Origin of the sequence: Leptospira ellinghausenii (assembly GCF_003114815.1) — a bacterium.
Taxonomy (GTDB): domain Bacteria; phylum Spirochaetota; class Leptospiria; order Leptospirales; family Leptospiraceae; genus Leptospira_A; species Leptospira_A ellinghausenii.
The window spans coordinates 535,172-556,935 of record NZ_BFAZ01000009.1 but is presented as its reverse complement, the minus strand read 5'-3'; the positions used below and the strand labels follow the sequence as shown (position 1 = coordinate 556,935).

The following is a 21,764-nucleotide window of genomic DNA, read 5'->3' as shown; positions in this document are numbered from 1 at the left end:
GATTTATTTTTGCTATTCTATAGTTTTGATCCTACTCACATGAAGCCGATCCAAAAAATACTCATCGCCAATCGTGGTGAAATTGCTGTACGAGTCATACGCACTGCAAAAAAAATGGGGATCAAAACAGTAGCTGTTTATTCTGATCCCGATTCTCAAAGTTTGTTCGTTTTAAGTGCCGACGAAGCCTATCCTTTAGGTGGAACAGATGCACGTTCTTCTTACTTAAATGTGGAAAAAGTGATCGAAGCATGTTTGGCTACAGGTGCAGATGCAGTCCATCCTGGTTATGGATTTTTATCCGAAAATACGGACTTTGCTAAAAAATTAGAACAAAACGGTATTCGATTCATCGGACCTAAATCTCATTCGATTGAAGCGATGGGTGATAAGATCGGCTCACGCATATTAGTTGCTAAAAGTGGAGTTCCTGTTGTTCCAGGTTATGAAGGCCATTCCCAAGAGATGTCTGTTTTCAAAAATGAAGCGGATAAAATTGGATACCCTGTCATGGCAAAGGCGAGTGCTGGTGGTGGTGGAAAAGGTATGCGTCGTATCAATTCACCGGAAGAGTTAGAATCAGGAATTTTATCTGCTAAACGAGAAGCGATGTCTGCTTTTGGTGATGATCGTATTTTACTAGAAAAATACATAGTGAATCCAAGGCACGTTGAGTTCCAAATTTTTGGTGATACTCAAGGAAACATTATCCACCTTCACGAAAGGGATTGTTCCTTACAAAGAAGACACCAAAAGGTTGTCGAAGAAACACCAGCTCCAAATTTTCCGTCCTCTCTGAAATCAAAAATGGCAGAGGCAGCTGTCCTGGCTGGCAAAGCTGTTCAATATGAAGGTGCCGGCACCGTAGAATTTATATTAGGCGAGAGTGGTGAGTTTTATTTTTTAGAAATGAACACTCGGTTACAAGTGGAACACCCTGTCACAGAAATGACAACAGGACTTGATTTAGTGGAATGGCAAATTCGAGTTTGCCAAGGAGAACCACTTCCAATTCTGCAAACTCCTCCTCAGAAAGGACATGCGGTTGAAGTGCGAATTTATGCAGAAGACCCAAAAGAAGGTTTTTTGCCTTCAATTGGAAAAATCCATCATTTGTCCTTTCCCACAAGAGAAGACTTAAGGATCGATTCAGGAGTGGTAACGGGATCCGAAATTACAATGTATTATGACCCCATGATCGCAAAACTAATTGTATGGGGAGAGGACCGTGAAACAGCCATTCAGCGACTTATAGAATGTTTGTCTGAAACGATTGTCTTTGGCCCCAAAACGAATTTGCAGTTTTTGCAAAAATTGGTATCAACTAAGGAATTTTTCCAAGGTAAGGTTTCTACTCATTATATTGCAGACCATGAAGTGGAATTATTAAAAGAGAATACAAAAGAAGAACTCAAGTTTGCGTTAGCGGGTCTTTTTTTCTCATCAAAACAAAACGTAGATCCTTGGATCACATAAGGTAGCAGTATGGATTTTTTATTTGAAACAAAATCGAAACCAACATCCGTACATGTGAGTGGCAATCGCATTCGTGTACGTTTGGAAAACCAAACCTATACCATTGATACAGATTCTCTGATAGAAGGTTTGAAACCCAAAGACCAAAACTTGGTCACGGTCCAGATGAAAGATGGTTCTTTGCTTAAATTTCTAAAGATTCGGAATGAAATTTTTTTCCATTGGAAAGGGGAATCTTGGAATGTAAAATTAGCAGAACGGTCCTATGAAGTTGCAGGCCAAACTTCCCCTGAGATCAAAAGCCCCATGCCAGGAAAAGTAGTGCAAATCTCTACTTCAGTTGGAAGCGAACACGGTTTAGGGGAAACGTTGTTAATTTTGGAAGCCATGAAAATGGAAAATGCCATCAAAGCCCCTTACCCTTGCAGCGTGGAGGAAATCCGAAAACAGCAAGGGGAACTTGTCCAACAGGACGAGGTACTACTAATTTTACACAGAATCGAAGTGGAAAAAACATAAATTTTCGAATCTATTTGACATATTTTGCAAATTTCCCACCATAAGGCAGTTTCTTTGGCGAATAGGTAGAGAATGTACAATTCTATTTTGAGAAGTTTTATACTTCTGTTATTTTTTTCCATGGTATCGAGTGTTTTTGCACAGGAGAGAGCACCGCGAACCGACCTTCCGTTCGAAATCTCTGAAAAGAAGAGATTGAGTGAGCGTGATTTTAAGAATAAAAAAGAGGGAGGTTACTTCACTGGACTCCCTCTCATCAACTCCGATCCGAACGTAGGGATTGGGTATGGTGCTCGTGTTTTGTATTTTTACAATGGGAATCGAACTTCTCCCATGTTTGAATACACACCTTACCGTGTGAGGATTTTTGCTCAGTATTTTAATACGACAAAAAGTGCTCCTTACCACCAGTTAAGTTTAGATGCACCCTATATTTTCGACACCAAATGGCGGTTACGTGCGGATGCAGTCTATGAAAGAAATCCAAACTCCTTATATTTTGGCATTGGGGAAGGTACACTCCAGCCTCTTTCTTACTTAGAAAGAAATGATCCAAATGGAAGGATCCGTAGGAATGCACCTTTTTCTGATTACGAAGACAATTTAAGTTTCAGAAGGCCAGGTGATGCTGGAGTCGGCGAATCTCCAATTGTCAGTGATAATAAATACAACCGTTATGACATTGAGAATCCTAACTTCAGTACTTCGGGGGAATACTCGTTCTTTGGCGGAACACTCAGAACAGTAACAGGAGTTCGTTTATCAAAACAAATCATTCGAAGATTTGATGGTACAAATAACAATGCATACCTCGGACCTGCTGATGGAATCCTCGGGCTATTAGACATCGATCGAACCATCACAACTCCGCAAGGGGAAACAAAACTGACGCGTGATGCTAAAGATGGAAAAGTATTGGGTATAAACGGTGGTTATACGAATACCATTCGTGCTGGTATTGTTTATGATACACGAGATTTTGAACCAGATCCAAACAGAGGATTGTTTTTAGAATACACTCATGAACGTTCCACAAAAGCAATTGGATCTAACTATGAGTTTAACAAAAACTTAGTTTCCGGCCGTGTTTTCTTAAGTCCAGTCACTTGGTTTACCAATAGACCTCCTGAACTTCTAGAGAAATTTGTGTTAGCTGCACGTGGTGCAATGATCCAAACAAACGGAGATGCACCATTTTACGAATACCGTAATATGTGGGGAACGGAAGTGAACCAATCAGGTCTTGGTGGTAGAACAACCATTCGTGGTTACAAACAAGATCGTTTTGTTGGCCAAACAATGGCATATGCAAACTTTGAGATTAGATGGAAATTTGCCGAAGCTGAATTCGGTGGACAACACTTTGATTTCCAATTAGTGCCATTTTATGATGTAGGGCGAGTTTGGGATCGAACTCAAGATGCCAACTTAAAGAACTACAAACATTCAAGAGGTATTGGTCTAAGAATTCCTTGGAACCAAGCAACAGTTATCTACATTGATCATGCGATTTCAAATGAAGATAGACAGACCTTTATTAACTTTAATCACATATTTTAGGGAGCACTTTAAGATTATGAAAAAACTTCATTACTGTTTTGCTCTTTTGGCAATTTCTTTATTCATCAACTGCGAAATGAAACCTGTAGACGATGTCTTTGGATTAAGTCCAGAAGAAACCAACCAACTTTTCGCAGGACTCTTGGCAAATCAGAGTTTGCGTGATAATGGAAATGGAACCGTGACAGACGCAATTTCCAATTTGGTTTGGCAAAAATGTTCACACGGTCAAATATACCGATCGGGATTTAATGATTGTTTGGGGGCTCCTCAAGGATCCATTTACAACCCTTATGATTCCAGTCGAGCTGGTGCAATCCAAGTTGCGTTTTGTGATTCCAAAACGCATGCTTGTAATTCGATCAACTTCCCTCAAGTGATCCAAGGATTTTCATCCATCAGTATCCAAGGAACAAGTGAGTTGTATGCAGCATGCCAAAATAGTAACTTTTTAGGGCATACTTGGCGAGTTCCAACTCCCATTGAATACCAACGATTGGTGATTCCTGGACGTGCAGCAACTTTACAATTTTTTCCATCCACCCAAGAGGAAGATTATTGGACTGCTTGGTCTAACCAAGACGATTTACCAGGTGAAACTGCGTTTGCAATTTCGTTTGACCGTCAATCCTATGGAGTCCAACGTTCCGTCGTAAAAACACAAAGGAATTATGTCCGTTGTGTGAGACAGGGTCCTTAATTTCTCAAACCATTCAAAAACTCTCCTAATTTTAGGAGAGTTTTTACTTTTCAAAAAATCAATTTCATATTAAACTTTTATCCATTCAGACCGAAGTACCCATTAGGTGGTTAGGTTTTCATGAGAATAGAAGAATCCACATTCAGCCGAATGAATGTAGATCTCCTAAGAGATCGAAGGGTGAACTATGTCGGTCATGGCCAATTAGAAAGTGCTCCTGAAACAATGTCTGCCTTACATGTCATTTCGCATGAATTAGGACACGCCCAAGAATTTAAGAATGAAGCCTTCCGAGAAGGAAGAGAAATTCAATCAGTTCAAGTCAAAATCAATTATGAACTTCGAGATGGTCGAATGGTTGCTGTCAGTGGTGAAACACATGCTGTGACAAAACCAAATTCCAAACAAGAAGACGATCCAAGTTTACAACCATATTCAGATGGGAAATCTGTACAAGATTTGTTCCAACAAAAAGCAGAAGAAGAGAAAAAGACAAAAGAAAAATCTTCTGATCAAGTTGATCGAAATAATCCAAAAGAAATCCAAAAACGAAGTTATGAAAAAAACTTAGAATCAAAAATCAAAGAATTGGAAACTCGTTTAGAATCTGAAAAGAGTAAAAAAACTTCTGATATAACTTCGACAGAACGTCAAAAAGAATTGGAATCTGAAAAAAAACGATTAGAAGAAGAAGTCCGTTTGCTTCGAATCAAAGAACAGTTAAAAGAAACCTTTGCACTACTTACTGATTTTCGTAAGATGATGGCCTCTAATGTATTTGGAATGCTCAATTATAAAATGGATTCAAATTACGGTTCCACTTTGGATACCTTCGTTTGAATTCCAAGTGTTTCTAATATAAATTCTCGTAATTCTCCTATTCCTCTTCCCGTTGTTGCAGAAATATAAAATACTCGAAACGGAACTCCTATCTCATTCATAGCATCTTCCATTTCTGTTCGCACTTTGTGTTGTCCACTTTGATTTAATTTATCAATTTTCGTTCTGATCACAACGGGTTTAATTTTTTTTTCCATTGCTACTTCGATTGTAGACAACTCCTCTTCTGGGAACTCCCTTTGGGAATCACATAGTATAAATAAAACTTTAAGTTGTTTCCATGAATTGAGAAATCCTTCTAAAAGATTCATCATATCTTTATGTTCTTTGTGAGATGCTTTCGAATAACCAAATCCTGGTAAGTCGATCAAATTAAAGCCAACTTTGGTTCTGAAAATGTTGATTAGTTTTGTTTTTCCAGGAGTTTTTGATACTTTTGCAAGACCTCTATGATTGGATAACGCATTGAGCAAACTAGATTTTCCAGAGTTGGATCTTCCCATAAATGCAATGGATTGAACCGAGTCTAAATCTTCCTTTTCTTCCAATTTGGCAATAGAAGTGAAAAATTTGGTTTCAGGAAAAGGAATTTCTTTGGAATATTTGTGCATCTAGATCACCTTTCCAAATAGATTCGTTTGGGATAATTCTTTTCGTTTTTGGAGAAGAGCGAAAATAAAATTTGAATCGGTTCATTTTCAAAATAAAGGATGGGAATAAAAGTTCTAAGGAAAAATGGAATACCATTCTCCCGCATACATTCCGAAATTTCCTTGTTTCCTGAGCGAATTTGAATTTTTTGCCCATGATGCCATGATCCAAGTGAATACCTTTCTTCAGGGTCTTTGATTCTAAATTGGTTTTGATTCCATTCAATCGTAAGTTGGTTTCCTTCACGATAAGAGATTGCTTTTTTAAATGCGGAAGACTTTTTATCAATGATAAAAAGATCACCAAACTTTGATTTGTATAAATAACAATTTTTGTTTTCTAAAAATGCTCTTTCCCCTTCGGATTGTAGATGAAAATTTTCAAATCCAGATTTATAAAGTGGATACATTCCCATCAGCTTTAAATGAAAGTCGATTAATTCTTTTTTTGCAGATAAATTTAAACTCATCCATGTTTCATGTGGGATCCGAAACATTTTGGGAGATATCGTTTGGTTTGGGCTCATTATACCATCAAATTGGATATTGAGTTGTGTTCGATCATGGAAATTCCAATATGTTTTATGGAAATTCCATTTCTCTCGTTCGAGAATGGGTAACAATTCCATTCGGATTCGATTTCGTTTGTAAATGGGGTCTGAATTTGATTCATCTTCAAAAATTCGCATATGAGTTGAAACATATTCATAAAGATCCCTTAGTTCTTGGTCTTCTAGGAATACTAATGGTAAAAATCGTTCGCCATCAAATGGAGGAAGTGTATAAAATGATTTTTTCCCACCACCTCTTGTTAGGTGTAAGAAAATAGATTCGGTGTAATCTTTGCAATGGTGACCTGTAAGAATTACTGAAGGGTTTGTGCGCGAAATTTTTTTAAGTTCATGGTAGCGGACTAATCTACCAGTTTCTTCGAGTCCTTTTTTTAGTTTTAAGGCGAGATTTGGGATTTTTTTTTTACAAACGAAAATGGAAAACCAAAGTTTTCTAAATAAACTAACATTTCGTTTTCTTCATCCTGGATTTCTCTGATTCCATGTGAGAGATAAAACAGATGAGGAGTTTCGATTTTGTATTTGTCTTTTAGGTATTTAAGAAATAAGAGAAGGATACTGGAGTCTTTTCCACCAGAATAGGAAAGTAAAAATCTAGTTTTGTTTGAAACCCAATGATTTGGAAGATTGTTACCCATTCGTTTGAGCATTGATTCAAAATGGGTGGAAATGGAGACCGGAATTTCTAGGTTCATATTTTTCTCACAGCCACCATAGTGATATCATCGTGTTGTTCCTGTTCTTTGACAAATTCTTTTAAATCCAAATAGATATTCTCCAGTATCTTTTTTGGTTCTAATTCTATATTTGAAAGGAAACTTTTTTCTAGACTCGGTTCACCGTATTGTTTTTCCGATGCATTGAGTGCTTCCGTTACCCCATCTGTAAAAAGTAAAATTGTATCTCCTGCATGGAATTGTAATTTAGATTCATTTTTGAATTTTGAAATATCGGGGCTAATTCCTAAAATGACTCCACCTGTTTCAATTGATTGTAAAGACTTTTGGTTCACATGGTAATGGTAAAAATTTCCATGACCTGCACCAGACACATCAACTTCATCGGTCACCAAATTCCAACGAATCAAAATCATACTCATAAATCTAGGTGTAATAGCTTCTTTATAACTAGAATAGAGATAATTGTTAATATCGTTTAAAATTTCCCAAGGTGAATCTTTGACTCTCACAAGCGAATGTAATATGGTTCGGACAGTCGCCATCACAAGGCCTGCAGCAACACCTTTACCACTCACGTCTCCGATACACACAAATAATTCATTTCGATTCGGTGAAAGGATAAAATCGTAATAATCACCACCAATACCACGAGCAGGAACCATGAATCCACCAAAGGAAAAACCTTCCGCTTCAGGAGTATTTCTGGGCAAAAGATTACTTTGGATTTCTTTTGCGATTTCAATTTCTTTTTCCAATCTTTCTTTGTTCGAAAGGTTTTGGTACAAATTGGAATTTTCCATTGTGATTCGAGCAAGGGAAACAAATGCATTTAAGGCTTCGATCTCTTCATTTGGAAATCTACTATCTTGTTTTGCTAATATGAAAATACAGATGGTTCCATTTTCTAATTTGACTGGAACAATCATTGATTCTTTCCCAACGATACCTAATGTTTCTAAGATTGGAATCTTAATAGGATCAATTGTCATAATTTCTTTTGTTTGTAAAATTGAATTTAATTCTTTTGATTCAATGGATTCTGTATGAGTTTTTAATTCATAATTATCCAGATCTCGATAGACTTTAAATACTTTAACCTTAGCACTATCAATTGGAAATTCAATTAAACAGGAAATAGAAGAGTCTACAATCCCAGACAAGGTGAGTAGGATCATACGTATCATTTCATTATGATTGTTTAAATACAGTTGGCTTAGTGTAAGAGCAGCTGTATGTAAACTTCTGAAATGTTTTGACTGATTTTTTGATTTGGAGAATAAAAGAGAATTTCTGAGAGATACGGCAAATTGTCCGACAATAATTTTTAGTATTTCCTCATCTTCGATGTATTCGGTTGGATCCTCTTCATCGTAGTCAATTGTAATCATCCCAACAGCTATATTTGCATATAAGATTGGTAATACTAATTGCGACTTTGTTCCTGTAAGTTTTGAATAAAAGGAATAAAAAGGATGAGTTTGGTCACTGAACTTATAAAAACATGGCTCACGATTCGCCATTGCTTCTACTAGGATTCCATAACTCAAATCATAATCTAGGGTAAAACGTTTGATAGCTCTTTGTAAGTATTTCTGTTTTGAGTAATAATGTGCTAATTTAATTTCACCTAACTCTAGATTGGTGATAAATATTGCGATTTTATCTTTTTTTAATCGATCTGCGATCAATTCACTAAATCGAAACATTAGGTCTTCTAAACCAAGTGATGAATTAAAGAGGGAAAGGTTTTCTAAAAGGAATTCTGTTTTTTCTTCAGAATTGAGAACATTTTTTCCAACACGAGGGATTTTCCTTTTTTCTAAGATCCATTCCCTTTGGCATGTTTGGCAAAAAAAACGGCCTCTTTGGGTGAGTCCACTGGGAACCCGAGGTTCGGCGCATAACAGACAGATCCTTTCAAAATCCGATTCCTCGTTCATCACAGAGCCAGGGTATCCGATTTCTTTTTTCGTCTGCTACAAGAATTTCGTGTCGATCCAAGAAACCTGGTACGATTTGTGCTTAATCTATAAGCAAATGTTGTTTTTTCTGCTGAAATCGAAAGGAAGGCAAGTGAAATGTTGAAAAAATCGTTTAATTGTTTGCTTACCGTACATTGTGATGATAAAATAAGCAAATTGAATCTGTGTTCCTTTCCAGCAATCCGTAATAACAAAGAGCAAAACCTATGAGCGCGAAAAAATTCAATCCCATCCAATCCATCCACGAAGTAGCTACGGCAATGAATTCCACCCAGGACCCCGATGGCCTTCTGGAACTCATTTTGGACCGTTGCATTCAAATCTGTGGGGTAGAATCGGGGTCTCTCATGCTCATCGATGAGAAACAGAGTGTCCTTGATGCTGTTACCTCTCGCGGTATGAACCAACAATTACTCAGGGAAACCAAATTGAAGATTGGCCAAGGGATTACGGGGATGGCTGCTTCCACTGGAAAAGCAAAATTGGTTAATGATGTTTCCAAAGATCCGGATTACATTCAGGTCAAAGAGGAAATCAAGTCAGAACTAGTGGCTCCCATGATTGTAGAAGATGATATCATTGGTGTGATCTCACTCGATTCCAATCGATTGAATGCATTTACACCGGATATGTTGGAGATTGTAAGTGTCCTTGCAAACCAAGCGGGTCAGATCTTTAAAAACTTACAAACCATTCGTTCCCTAGAACAACGAACAAAAATCCAAGCAACTCTCATCGAAATTTCTAAGGTTGTCAGTTCCACATTAGACCAAAATGAAGTGTTTGATTCCATCATGGTGACAATGGAGAAATCACTTCGTTTGGAAAAGGGTAGTATTGTCTTATTCAATAAAGAAGAAGCCTTATTACGCATTGTAGCTGCATCAGGTTTATCTCCCGAAGAAATTGAAAAAGGTACCTACCAACCTGGTGAAGGTATCACAGGAAAAGTATATGAGTCAGGGGAACCAATCATTATTGAATCGGTTGCATCACATCCTGATTTTTTAAACCGAGTTGGTTATTTATCTCATTTTAAACATGACCCACATAACGTAAGTTTATTGTGCGCGCCAATATTAAGTGAACAAACTACACTCGGAGTAGTGAATGCTTTTATTGTCCAAAATAAACATACTGATTTAAAATCTTTTTTAGATTTTTTGCAAGTTGTTGCATCAATCATTTCACAATCGATTAAAATTCAAAATCTTGTGGAAGAAGCCAAAAAGGAAATTTCTCGAGAGAACATCCAATTAAAGAGAGAACTCAAAAATAAATATAAATTTGGATCACTCATTGGAAAAGCTGCAAGTATGGAGAAGATGTTTGAAAAAATCCAACTAGTTGCTGATTCAAGAGCTTCTGTTCTCATTACTGGAGAATCTGGAACTGGAAAGGAAATGATTGCGAATGCAATTCATTACAATAGTTCTCGTTCAGAAAATCCATTCATCAAAATCAATTGTGCAGCAATTCCTGAAAATTTACTCGAAAGTGAATTGTTTGGACACAAAAAGGGATCTTTTACTGGAGCTGTGACCGATAAAAAAGGAAAGTTTGAACTTGCAGATACAGGTACAATTTTCTTAGACGAAATAGGTGAAATGGATTTAAATTTACAATCGAAGTTACTGCGTGTTTTACAGGAACGTGAGATTGAAGCCATTGGATCAACCAAGGCTAAAAAAGTAGATGTAAGGATCATTGCTGCAACAAATGCCGAATTAGAACAGTTAGTTGCTGAAAAAAAATTCAGAGCAGATTTGTTTTATCGTTTGAATGTTGTCAAAATCAATACACCACCACTTCGTGATCGAGTTGAGGACATTCCACTTTTAATGAATCACTTTTTAGAAAAATACACAAAAGATAATAATAAAGCGATCAAAGGAATCTCACGAGAAGCATCCCGACTGTTACTTAAATACAGATGGCCAGGGAATGTTAGAGAATTAGAGAATGTAATTGAACGTGCTGTTGTTCTTGCCCAAGACGAGATATTGAATGAAGAAGATTTTTCTGATATTCTTTCGAACATGGAAGAGTTGCCTGAAAGTACAGTAGAAGTATCCAATACAAATCACGTAGAATCAGTTTCCGGAATGGAACCATTGGATTTAGGATCTGGTCGATTGACCTCAGGGCAACTGGATGGATTGGATGGGCGAGCTATGGAAATCGTTGTGAGTGAAGTTGAGTCTCGTTTGATCCAATATGCGATGAAAAAGTTTCGTTACACCAAAACGAGAGTTGCAAAATTTTTAGGCATTAATCGTAACACATTGGATAAAAAAATCAAAGAACTCAATATCGAGTATTAATTATATATTGAGTCGATTAGTTACTTGGTTCCGGGAAGTGATTTAAATGATGGATAGGTCCTGTAACAATATCATCTTCCAATGTTAAGTGTAAGTATTCTTTAGCGGACCCAACAGCTTCTGCTAAATTTTTACCATGCGCTAAGAAGGCAGTGATCGCTGCCGAATAAGTGCATCCAGTTCCGTGAGTATGTTTGTCTTTGAGAAAGGTTTTTGAAAATTCGTAAACGGAATTTCCATCAAATAAAACATCAATTGCTTCGATAGCATTTGGCAAATGACCGCCTTTTAGTAAAACTGGCACATTGAATTTTTTGTATAATTTTTTAGCCATTGGCACTAATTGATCATACTGGTTGATTGTCTCACCTAACAAAAGCGAGGCTTCGTCTAGGTTAGGTGTGATTAATTTCGATAATGGAATTAAATCTTCAATGAGAGATTGAATTGCATCATCCTTGAGTAGTTTGGCACCACTAGTTGCCACCATGACAGGATCCAAAACCAATTGTATGTCTGGGTTTTCGTAAAAGAATGCCGCAACGGCTTTGATGATGTCCTTAGAATATAACATTCCTGTTTTGGCAGATTTGATCGGGAAATAATTGGAAACAGCTTGTAGTTGGGAAGAAACAAAATCAGGTGAGATTTCATAAATCCCAGAAACCCCATCAGGATTTTGTGCTGTTAAACAAGTGAATACGGTGGTTCCAAATGTCGCTAAGGATGAAAACGTTTTGAGATCGGCTTGGACTCCTGCGCCACCACCCGAATCCGAACCGGCGATCGTTAGTGTGATTGGGAAATCTTTTTTCATTTTATGGAAACCATCCGTACTTGCCAAAATCCAATTGATCACCACCTAAATCAAAGAAAACACCTTCTGTTTGTAAGATTTTTTTTTGTAAATCCGCGCGAAAACTATCTCCTTTAAAAGAAATCCTCCCTTGGCGGTTGATCACTCGTTGCCATGGAATTTTTGACTCCCTATCTTTTTTGAGTGAATTCAATGCATACCCAACGGCCCTGGCTGCTCTTGGGTTACCCAGTAATAACGCGATATGTCCATACGTAGTCACTTTTCCCTTAGGTATTTTTTTTACGATGTTATAAACGGATTCGTAAAAATTCGGACTTTTCGAATTGGAAGTGGTCATTGAATTTGGATTTATCTATCAATGAAAATGGATTTTTGTAAATCCCTTTTCTTAGTATCATTGTATGAAACTTTCCGAATACGCAAAACATCTGTTACTTGCTCCAAATTTGGAAGATAAATTATTTACTCCTGCAAAACATTGGGATGAAGAAATAGACGATAAACCCCTTCGCATTCAAAAACCTGGAAGAAGTCATTTGATTCAGTTTTCTGATAAAAAAGTGAAAATTCCACGACTTGAACATTTAAATTTAGAATCCAATAAAGGACTTACTCTACATCATTTTGCAAACCATGAGCTCATGGCAATCGAACTGTTTGCCTGGGCAATTTTAGCATTTCCAAACGCTCCAAAATCCATCCGAAATGGATGGGTGAAAACGATAGAAGAAGAACAAACCCATCTTAAATTGTACATAAACAGGATGAATGATTTTGGAGTTCAATTTGGAGATATCCCGTTAAATTATATTTTTTGGAAACAACTAGAACAGTTTCACACCTTAGAGTCATTTTCAGCAGTTATGTCATTGTCTTTTGAAGGAGCTAACTTAGATTATTCGCAAGTGTATGCAAAAGTATTCTCCTATTTCGGAGATTTAAAAACTTCCGAAATCATGCTCACTATCTTTGAAGATGAAGTGAAACACGTCAAAAGAGGAGTGCGTGCATTTGAGAAATCAATTCCTCCCGAAAAAAACTCTTGGGAATATTATCTGACTCTCATCCAATTTCCATTCACTCCAAGACGTGCAAAAGGATATTTGTTTTTTCCTGAAACAAGATACCTCGCAGGTTTGGACCAAGATTTTGTGAACCATTTGTCCAATTATGAGGATAAATATACAGGCCGGGTCAATTTGGAATCAGTCAAAAAATTTGGTCTTGGATCAGAACTGATGCGTAAAAACAGACTTGATTCTCTTACCAATCGACTTTAGAATTTCGCAAGAAGGTAGATATGAAATTAAAATTACTTTTGAGTATGGTGATGGTTTTTGTTTCTTTCGGGTTTGTACTAAACGCTGAAAAAAAAACAAAGTCAGTCACTGAGATGAATCTCCATGATTTTATGGAAGAGTATACAAAGCCAGCGACGAAGTTGTATGACAAAAAGGATAATGCTGATTATCTCAATAAAATTCTCGCAAAAGTTCCAGACATGGCTCCCGAAGACCAAAAAGCAGAATGGAAAGAAATGATCGACTCCAAACTTGCTGTGGGAAAACCAGATGAGACTTGTAAATCTTGCCATACAAAATTTAAGAAAGAGTACAAGAAGAACTATCGTAAAAAGTTAATCCAAGTTCCTGAAGAGTTACTACCATTTCCAAAAGAGATCAAAGAACTTCTTAAAAAATAAGTTTTAAACTCCGCTCGTGATGAGCGGATTTACATGCCAACACGGAATCAATTTCTTTCATTACTCTCCATTCTTTCCATTATTTTCCTGTTCTCAGGAAATCTATTTGCTGAGGAAACGAATGAAACAACTCAAAATAAAGATACAAATCAAATCGTCCAAAAGAACCAAAACGAGTCATCCAATCAAACTCAAGAGAATCATATTGTATTGCCTAAAAGTTTAAAATTCGGCGCCTTCGTTGATACTTACTATTCGCATAATGCAAATCATCCTCGCTCAAAAGAACGTGCCTATACTACACAAGCGGTTCGGAATGATGAGTTTAATATCAATTTAGGATTTGTCGATGCAAAGTGGCAGGAAGAAAAAATCCGAGGTAGAATTGCATTGCAGTTTGGAACTTCTGTGAATACAAATTATGCAGCAGAAGTGAGTAAAGATGTCAGTTCGAATCAAAATGCTGTCAAACACATCCAAGAAGCCTATGTTGGTTTTAAGTTAACCAAAAACACATGGCTGGATGCTGGGATTTATTTCGGTCATATTGGACATGAATCTTGGATTTCTTCAGATAATTGGAATTATACGAGAGCACTTGCACTTGACTATGTTCCTTATTATTCGTCAGGAGTAAGATTAACAACTAAGTTTAGTGAAAAATTCCAATTCCAATTTCATGTGATGAATGGATGGCAAAACATTACCGATCAAAACAAAGATAAATCTGTAGGAACTCAATTTAAATACCATTTTACTCCTAATTTGATTCTGACTGCGAATCAATTTGTAGGGAATGAAGCACCAGACTATGAACGAAAACAGACCAGGTTATACAATAATACAATTGTAGAATGGAAAGTTTTAGATTGGTTGTCATTTGCTATGTCTGGGGACATTGGAGCACAAAAGACAAAAGAATCATTATCCTATGAACCATGGTGGAAAGAAATCAATCCTGTACTGCCAATGTACATCAGTCGAGAGTCTCGAGTTTATAACCAATGGTATCACGGTACATTCTGGACAAGTTTTCGGTATGAAGATATTTTTAGGCTTAGTTTTCGTTTAGAACGATTTTATGATCCAAAACAAGTGTTAGCTCCCACATATACACGAAATGGTTTTTTAACTAATGGGTATACGATCACTTTTGATTTATTAAATTGGTTACCTGGACTTTTACGACTTGAAGCCATCCAAAGGGAATCGATGGATCCTGTTTTTGAAACAGATAATAACAAAAGGACTAGAGTAGAGCGATTGTTTGTGGTCGCGGCAACAGTTAGGATATAAAAAAAACCTCTGGAATTTGTTTCCAGAGGTTAGTTCTACACTCTACTTACTTTTTTATGATCGGTTCTTTTTTTAAGTTTTTTTCCTTTTTTTAGCGGGTTTTTTCTTCTTCTTAGAAGGAGAATCATTGTCGTCATCATCTTCTTCTAAAGGTTCTTCACTCAGTTCGTTCACAAAATCTAGAAATGGAATATGTTTTTTGTGACTCATTTCTTCTAATTCTTTTGCATCTGGTTTTCTTTCTCCAACTACGACTAGGTAAAGAGAAGGTAGGATGGTTAAAACAAGGCACATAGCTGAAAATAATCCGCCTACAATCACTGTTGCCAATGGCCTTTGTACGTCTGATCCTACTCCTGTTCCCAAAGTTGCAGGAATTAAACCGAGTAACGCAAGTAACATTGTCATAAGCATTGGGCGTAACTGAATGACTGCAGCTTTTTTTACTGCTGCCTTCGTTGAAATATCTGGTTCCTCGATTAGAAGGTGGTTGGTCCTTGAAACAAATAACACCCCTGCCATGGTTGCAATTCCAAAGAGTGAAATAAATCCAACTCCACCTGATACGTTGAAGTAATACCCTCGAAGTAATAGTGCATAAATTCCCCCAAGTAAGGAAAGAGGAATACAAGCAAGTGCAACATAGACATACTTTAGGTTACGATACAACAAATACAATACTCCGAATATGATGAGGATTGTAATGGGAATGACGATTGCTAATTTTTTCCCAACCCTAGAAAGGTTTTCATATTGTCCCCCAAATCGGATTTCATAACCGTCTGGCAGTTTGATTTTTTTCTTAACTCGTTTTTGGAGTTCAGAAACAAATCCACCTTGGTCTCGACCTCTAATGTTTGTCCTAACAGTTACAACCCGACGGCCTTCTTGTCTGAAGATCATTGTTGGTCCATCAATGACTTCAATATCAGCCAACTGAGATAATGGGATCCTTTCTCCTTTGGGAGAGATGATTGGCATATTTTCAATCGCTTGTTTTGATGCACGGTAATCTTTTGAAAATCGCACTACGATTCCAAAACGAGCTGGAGTTTTTGGCGGAATGTCAGATGGACCCTCATACAAAGTGCTAATTCTTTGCATCCCGATCGCGGCCTCAATCATTTGTTGGATATCAATTACATTGATACCAAAACGAGCCGCAGCTTCTCGATTGATGCTGATTGTTAACTGTGGACTTTCCGCCTCTTGTTCGATACCATATTCACTGGCACCTTTCATTTCTTTGATTTCTTTTAGAACTTCATTACCAATCCCACGCATGATTTTTAAATCATTTCCAGATACAAACACTGCAAGATCGGCAATTGTACCCATGATTGCTTCGGACAAGTTGTCCATAATCGGTTGTGAAAAACTGATCCTTGCACCTGGTAAAGTGGCTTCCAGATCATTCTTCATTCTGAGTAATAATTCTTGTTTGGTGATCTTTTCTTTCCACTTATTATAGTCTTTTAAACCAATCAATACTTCGAGTCGGTTTGGTGGAAGTGGATCTGTTCCATCATCATTCCTACCTAACTGGGAGATTACTACGCTGACTTGTTCGTTTTTATAGATCGTTTGCCTGATCTTTGGCATAAACTTTCTAGCTTCTGGAAGTGAAATTCCTACTGGAAAAAAGATACGAATGTTGAATCCACCTTCGTCCATCTCAGGTAAAAATTCTGTTCCTAACGAAAACATACCAATGGCTAAGAATATGGTCACAACACTGAAAGTATAACGAACTGCTTTTTTGGAACGATTGACAATGAATTCAATAAGACGTCTGTACTTTCCTTCGATCCAATCATAAAATGGATTGTGCCATTCGATTGGCCCAGGATTTGCCGATTCAAAATAATTTTTATAGATGATCGACATGATCACAGGGATCACTGCCATTGCGAAGATGAGTGCTCCTAAAATCGCAAAGGAAATTGTAAACGCCATTGGTTTGAATAATCGACCTTCGATACGTTCAAATGAGAAAATTGGAAGATATGCTAAGATGATGATTAAGATTGAAAATAGAATTTCTGTTCCAACTTCAGATGCAGAATCTCTTGTAAATGCAAGGATTCCATGTGATTTTTCTTCAGGTGTGGCATCGCGATAACGTCGCATGATATTTTCCACCATGATGACGGCACCATCAACGATAATACCAAAGTCAATTGCACCTAACGAAAGTAAACTTGCCGGAATTCCAGACATGTTCATAAGTAAAAATGCAAACAACATGGCAAATGGAATGGTTGCCACAACGACAAGACTTGCCCTAACACTTCCGATAAAGAAAATTAAAACTAAACTTACGACAACAACACCTTCAACCAATGTTTTTCCAATTGTTCGAAGAGTATAATTTACTAAATCCGTTCTGTCATAAGTGTTACGAAGTTGAACTCCTTTTGGAAGGTAGTTTTCATTGATTTCTTTGACTTTTTCACGGATACGTTCACCCATCTCATTGGGATCTCCCCAACGTCTCATCGCCACCAAACCTTGGACAGATGAGTCAACATCAATTAAACCTTCTTCTTCGTTTTGGACTGTATAACCCAATACCCCACTTGGAATCGGATGAGAAATTTCGACCGAACCCAAATCACGGATAAACACAGGAACCCCATTCACAGTTTTTACAACGATGTTTTCTATGTGTTTAGGATCTCGAATGGCTCCTAGAGAACGGATAGGAAAACCTTGTTCCCCCTGGAGGAGTAAATTTCCTCCTGTATTTAAGTTGTTCTCTTGAATGGCTTTGATCACATCACCGATTGTTAATTTAAAACGAATCAGTTTGTCAGGTGAGGTGACAACATGGTATTGTTTGGGTAATCCACCGAATGTAACAACATCCGCAATCCCAGGAATTTGTAACATTTTAGGCATAACAATCCAATCTTGGATGGTTCGTAATTCCATTGGGGTGTGATTCTCGGAAGATTCTAAAACATATCGATAAATCTCACCTACAGGTGAACTCATGGGTCCTAATGCAGGGTGTACATCTTCTGGAATGTCAGCATCTGCGACACGTTCCATAAGTCTCATACGTGCAAAATAATCATCAGTTCCATCTTCAAAAACAAATTGGAATACAACGAGACCATTGATCGTTCTTGAACGTCGCACTGCAACCTTCGGAATGGCGTTTAATACGCGTTCTATGGGAAGAGTTACCCTTTCTTCCACTTCTACTGCTGCTTTCCCAGGAAATTTAGCAATCAATCGAACTTGTGTGTCAGCGATGTCGGAATAGGCTTCTTTACGAATGTCTATCCATGCCCAAATTCCAAATAATACAGCAACAATTGCTGCAATGATTGTGGTAATTCGATTTTTAAGTGCTGTTTCAATAAAATCTTTAATCATGATACTCCCTCGTATTGAAGAGGTAACCCATTTGTAGCAAAAGCTGAGGGTTTCTATAATCGCCCTGGCCAATTCCTCCACCTAACTGAAGGAAGAAGTTTCCAAGTAAAAAGTCGTAGGTAACTCCAATATATCTTTGAGTTAAATGAACTCTTTGTCTCTCTCTACTTTCGTATTCAAGATATGTAGCCACATTGGAATCGATGGAATTAATATAGGAACGAATGAGCAAATCTTCCTGTGTTGGATCTCGTCTATTGTATCCGGGAATATTGACTCCTGTTGGGTATGAGGATTGACCACCACGTCCCACTTCGGGAGCAAATGGATTTACTTCAAAATAACCACCTACAATTGAGATACTGTGAGTGATTACAGGTGTTTTCCAAAAGGTATAACCTAAATCGATTTGGCCACCTTTCCATTGTGGTCCCCATACACCACCAGAACCTCGTAATACGATATCTTTCCAGTAATAGCCTAAATTAAAATTAATACTCGCTGGAGAACCTATCGAGGCACCATAAACCCAAAAATTAGTCGTTTTAGGTAATCGTTTTTCATCTAAACTATTTTGATTCAGTTTTTCATCTTCACCAAATGCAGATTCATTTGCTTTAGAAGGAGTCCATTCCGGTTTGATTTCATTCCCATTTTTATCCTTTGGATAAGGAGAAGTTTGAGAATATAAATTAGTTCCTAGAACGGTAAGTAATAAAAGACTAAGAATTATATGCTTCATCTTAGAAACCAAAACTGAGACCTTTTAATAATATGGAACCTTGGATCGCTACTTTTTCACCAGGAGAAAGTCCTTCGATAATATTCACTCGTTCTTTTGTTGAGATTCCCAAAACAACTTCTCGTCTTTTGAATGTTAATGGCTTTTCTTCGACAAACACATAGTTTTTACCTTCAACAGTTACGATTGCAGTATAAGGTAATACAACACTATCTCCACCAGTTTGTTCAGGAAATTTTACAACACCAAACATACCTGGTTTTAATCTGTACTTTTCATTCACCACGATGATACGCATTTTTGCAGTTCTCGTTAATGGGTCCACGTTATCCCCAATGGCTTCCGCAGTTCCAATAAACTCTTCATCAGGGAAAGAAGCAAAAACCACTTTTACCTTTCTTCCTTTTTTTAAGGTAGAGATTTGTGATTCAGGAACATCCGTAATGATCCAAGCTTTTAAACTTCCTGCAGTGCTTAATTCACTTGGATTTAATCCTTGCGCTCGAAGTTTTCCTTCGAATTCTGCAAGTTCTGCTGCATCGTTACCAGAATCAGTTTCAGATTCGACCAAATCTTTTTCTGTCGCTACTCGGTGAACAAACATATCTTTGATACGATTTAGGTTTTTATTGGACCTGTGGAGTTTATTCTTTGCATGGATATAACCGACATACAAATCGTTTAACTCTGCTGATTCGAAGAGAATGATTCGGGAGCCATTACTCACTGATGGAGAAGTGGATGCGATTAGCCTTGCAGGTGCTTCTAAACTTACAAACTCTCCGCCACCACCAATGACTGTTGACTTTACGATCTCAAGGCCTGGACTATTGGGTTTAAATTCAATTCGCAATCCATCATCAAATACTTCAGCCTTTTCAGGATGTTTGTGAACAGGTTTTGTACTTTTGGAAAATACCAAAAACAAAACAGCGACTACAATTAATATAACTCCGGACATCAGGAGGATTTTTGCTTTTTGATTTAACGATTTTAAGGTAACTAACATTTTATTCCTCAGATTTTGGATAAGTTTGGTTTTCGGATTTGGGGATAAAGATTCCTTTTCCCACTGCATAATTTACATTTTCAATGGCTTCCATTCGATCCGTTTGGAGTTTTAACATCTCAACAACACTGGATCGGTATGTTTCAAAGAAGTCAGCGAACTCTAGGATCGTGATGTATTTCTTTTCATAACTCATAATCATATCCAAAGATAAACTCCCGTAATCCTTGATATAAGCATCAATGAATCGTTTGTATAAAGCGTCTTTGATACGAGCCGATTGGTAAGCAACCGCTACTTCGTTTTCCACTTCTAAGATATTGTTCTTTAGTTCTTGTTTACGAACTAAAATTGCTTTTTCTGCTGCTTGGATATTCCCTTGGTTACGATCAAATAATGGAACTGTTAACTGTGCAGTTACCCCCCAATAATTTTGAAATGCTGTTCCACCTCTGTTATATACAGGACCAAAGGATAAATCAGGAATTGCATTTGCGTATTGGAGTTCTAGATTTGCTTCTTCATAACGTAATGTTTGTAATGCTTTTTTAAGGTCAGGTCGATTCTCACGAGCAATCTCAACTAAATCTTCGAGTTTTACATTATTTGGAACAATGGAATCTAATTGTTTTTCATTGATTTTAGGAGAAAATTCAACCCTAGCATCTCGATACATATCATCATTGAGTAGTACTTTTAATTCAGCTTCTCTTTCGTAGACTTTAATTGCTAAGTCTTCTCTCTCTTTTTTCAGAAAGAATAATAATGCTTTAAGGCGTAAGTGTTCTGCTTGTAACAGAGCCCTTCGTTTGTAAGCAAGTTCGGAAGACTCTACTGTTTTTTCGATGGAAGCAATACTTTGGTCATAAAAAACCACAGCCTTCTTATAGAAATAAATTGTATAAAAAGTCCTTCTGAGTTTTGTAATGAGTGCTCTTGTTAAGTCATAAAATTCTTGTTCAGAAATTTTTGCATTGAGTTCAGCAACTTTAACACGTTTATCAATTTTACCACCGAGCAAAAATACTTGTTGTACTTGGACAACAGATTGACCCGAACGAGTTGTATCAAAATACCTTTGAGTAGGTTCCGCATAAATACTTTGGTCAATAGCAATGTTAGGGTTTGCATATAACCCTGCTTGTAATATTCCAGCCTTTTTAACATCGATTTGGAAACGTGATGCGATGAGGAGTAAGTTGTTTTTCCATAACAAGGATTCAGCGGTTTCTAAATCAATGTCTCTGGTATATTTTTGGTCATCTGGGTACAATGTAGCCCCAAGGGAAGTCCTTGGGTTTTCATCCGTTAGTTGTCTCCTGAGAGCCTCACTTGCTTGTGCGACTTTCATTTCTTCTGAAAGAATGGATGTCACAAAGAGAAGCGAAAGGTAGATGCCGATTTTGTAATAAACGTTCATAAGTTACCAAATTTTTAAAATTCTTGAGTGCAACGAATACAGGTATACCTTACTTGTTAGGTGGTCTACTTCCGGATTCGTAAGTGCC

Annotated in this window: 19 protein-coding genes; 9 read left to right on the top strand and 10 right to left on the bottom strand. The window is 37.2% G+C overall.

Translation table 11 applies throughout. The annotated features are described in order from the left end of the window. Window positions 1-39 precede the first annotated feature (39 nt). The 5 genes from DI076_RS11070 to DI076_RS11050 all read left to right on the top strand — a co-directional run bounded on the left by DI076_RS11070 (window position 40) and on the right by DI076_RS11050 (window position 5,095). Entirely contained in the window at window positions 40-1,476 is a 1,437-nt protein-coding gene (locus tag DI076_RS11070; protein ID WP_108960927.1) for an acetyl-CoA carboxylase biotin carboxylase subunit, read from the top strand. 9 nt (window positions 1,477-1,485) lie between these two features. After that, window positions 1,486-1,995, top strand: a complete 510-nt coding sequence (locus DI076_RS11065; protein ID WP_108959928.1) for an acyl-CoA carboxylase biotin carboxyl carrier protein subunit — start codon at window positions 1,486-1,488, stop codon at window positions 1,993-1,995. A gap of 72 nt (window positions 1,996-2,067) precedes the next feature. Beyond that, window positions 2,068-3,555: an Omp85 family outer membrane protein gene (gene omp85, locus DI076_RS11060; protein ID WP_108959927.1), complete on the top strand. Its 1,488-nt coding sequence runs from the start codon at window positions 2,068-2,070 to the stop codon at window positions 3,553-3,555. Between the two features lie 16 nt (window positions 3,556-3,571). Then, window positions 3,572-4,255: a surface adhesin Lsa25 gene (gene lsa25, locus DI076_RS11055; RefSeq protein WP_108959926.1), complete on the top strand. Its 684-nt coding sequence runs from the start codon at window positions 3,572-3,574 to the stop codon at window positions 4,253-4,255. 120 nt (window positions 4,256-4,375) lie between these two features. Then, on the top strand, window positions 4,376-5,095 hold the full coding sequence (locus DI076_RS11050; RefSeq protein ID WP_108959925.1) for an RNA-binding protein: 720 nt from the start codon (window positions 4,376-4,378) through the stop codon (window positions 5,093-5,095). Here DI076_RS11050 and yihA read toward each other — a convergent pair. Genes yihA through DI076_RS11030 form a run of 4 tightly spaced genes read right to left on the bottom strand, consistent with a single transcriptional unit; the run spans window position 5,065 to window position 8,937 of the window. Continuing rightward, window positions 5,065-5,706, bottom strand: a complete 642-nt coding sequence (yihA, locus tag DI076_RS11045) for a ribosome biogenesis GTP-binding protein YihA/YsxC (protein WP_108959924.1) — start codon at window positions 5,704-5,706, stop codon at window positions 5,065-5,067. The genes DI076_RS11050 and yihA overlap by 31 nt on opposite strands. 5 nt (window positions 5,707-5,711) lie before the next feature. Beyond that, on the bottom strand, window positions 5,712-6,713 hold the full coding sequence (locus DI076_RS11040; RefSeq protein WP_108959923.1) for a tRNA lysidine(34) synthetase: 1,002 nt from the start codon (window positions 6,711-6,713) through the stop codon (window positions 5,712-5,714). Continuing rightward, on the bottom strand, window positions 6,695-7,012 hold the full coding sequence (locus DI076_RS20440; RefSeq protein WP_108959922.1) for a PP-loop family protein: 318 nt from the start codon (window positions 7,010-7,012) through the stop codon (window positions 6,695-6,697). Before DI076_RS20440 ends, DI076_RS11040 begins: the two co-directional genes overlap by 19 nt. Beyond that, window positions 7,009-8,937 (bottom strand): SpoIIE family protein phosphatase, encoded by a 1,929-nt coding sequence (locus DI076_RS11030; protein ID WP_108959921.1) that lies wholly within the window; start codon window positions 8,935-8,937, stop codon window positions 7,009-7,011. The genes DI076_RS20440 and DI076_RS11030 overlap by 4 nt, the downstream gene beginning before the upstream one ends. Before the next feature lie 302 nt (window positions 8,938-9,239). Here DI076_RS11030 and DI076_RS11020 point away from each other — a divergent pair, with 302 nt between their 5' ends. Beyond that, on the top strand, window positions 9,240-11,303 hold the full coding sequence (locus tag DI076_RS11020; protein WP_165780327.1) for a sigma-54-dependent Fis family transcriptional regulator: 2,064 nt from the start codon (window positions 9,240-9,242) through the stop codon (window positions 11,301-11,303). Window positions 11,304-11,319: 16 nt separating this feature from the next. Here DI076_RS11020 and thiD read toward each other — a convergent pair whose 3' ends face one another. Together thiD and DI076_RS11010 are read right to left on the bottom strand one after the other, a co-directional pair. Continuing rightward, a complete protein-coding gene (gene thiD / locus DI076_RS11015) occupies window positions 11,320-12,120 on the bottom strand; it encodes a bifunctional hydroxymethylpyrimidine kinase/phosphomethylpyrimidine kinase (RefSeq protein WP_108959919.1) in 801 nt (266 codons plus the stop codon). A 1-nt stretch (window position 12,121) separates the two neighbouring features. Beyond that, window positions 12,122-12,460: an MGMT family protein gene (locus tag DI076_RS11010; RefSeq protein ID WP_100715721.1), complete on the bottom strand. Its 339-nt coding sequence runs from the start codon at window positions 12,458-12,460 to the stop codon at window positions 12,122-12,124. Window positions 12,461-12,524: 64 nt separating this feature from the next. Between DI076_RS11010 and DI076_RS11005 the strand changes: the two genes are divergently transcribed. From DI076_RS11005 to DI076_RS10995, 3 genes are read left to right on the top strand one after another with little or no spacing between them, the layout of a single operon-like run. After that, entirely contained in the window at window positions 12,525-13,403 is an 879-nt protein-coding gene (locus tag DI076_RS11005) for a ferritin-like domain-containing protein (protein ID WP_108959918.1), read from the top strand. A 20-nt stretch (window positions 13,404-13,423) separates the two neighbouring features. Then, complete coding sequence (locus DI076_RS11000; protein ID WP_108959917.1) at window positions 13,424-13,825, top strand: hypothetical protein; 402 nt, start codon at window positions 13,424-13,426, stop codon at window positions 13,823-13,825. Between the two features lie 33 nt (window positions 13,826-13,858). Beyond that, complete coding sequence (locus DI076_RS10995; protein ID WP_108959916.1) at window positions 13,859-15,121, top strand: porin; 1,263 nt, start codon at window positions 13,859-13,861, stop codon at window positions 15,119-15,121. Between the two features lie 72 nt (window positions 15,122-15,193). On the opposite strand, the gene DI076_RS10990 is transcribed toward DI076_RS10995, so the two are convergent. The 4 genes from DI076_RS10990 to DI076_RS10975 are packed head-to-tail and all read right to left on the bottom strand — an operon-like array spanning window position 15,194 to window position 21,676. Next, window positions 15,194-18,505 (bottom strand): efflux RND transporter permease subunit, encoded by a 3,312-nt coding sequence (locus DI076_RS10990; RefSeq protein ID WP_108959915.1) that lies wholly within the window; start codon window positions 18,503-18,505, stop codon window positions 15,194-15,196. Beyond that, on the bottom strand, window positions 18,498-19,247 hold the full coding sequence (locus tag DI076_RS10985) for a hypothetical protein (protein ID WP_108959914.1): 750 nt from the start codon (window positions 19,245-19,247) through the stop codon (window positions 18,498-18,500). Before DI076_RS10985 ends, DI076_RS10990 begins: the two co-directional genes overlap by 8 nt. Before the next feature lies 1 nt (window position 19,248). Next, complete coding sequence (locus DI076_RS10980) at window positions 19,249-20,256, bottom strand: efflux RND transporter periplasmic adaptor subunit (RefSeq protein WP_108959913.1); 1,008 nt, start codon at window positions 20,254-20,256, stop codon at window positions 19,249-19,251. Between the two features lies 1 nt (window position 20,257). Continuing rightward, window positions 20,258-21,676 (bottom strand): TolC family protein, encoded by a 1,419-nt coding sequence (locus DI076_RS10975; RefSeq protein ID WP_108959912.1) that lies wholly within the window; start codon window positions 21,674-21,676, stop codon window positions 20,258-20,260. Window positions 21,677-21,764 lie beyond the last annotated feature (88 nt).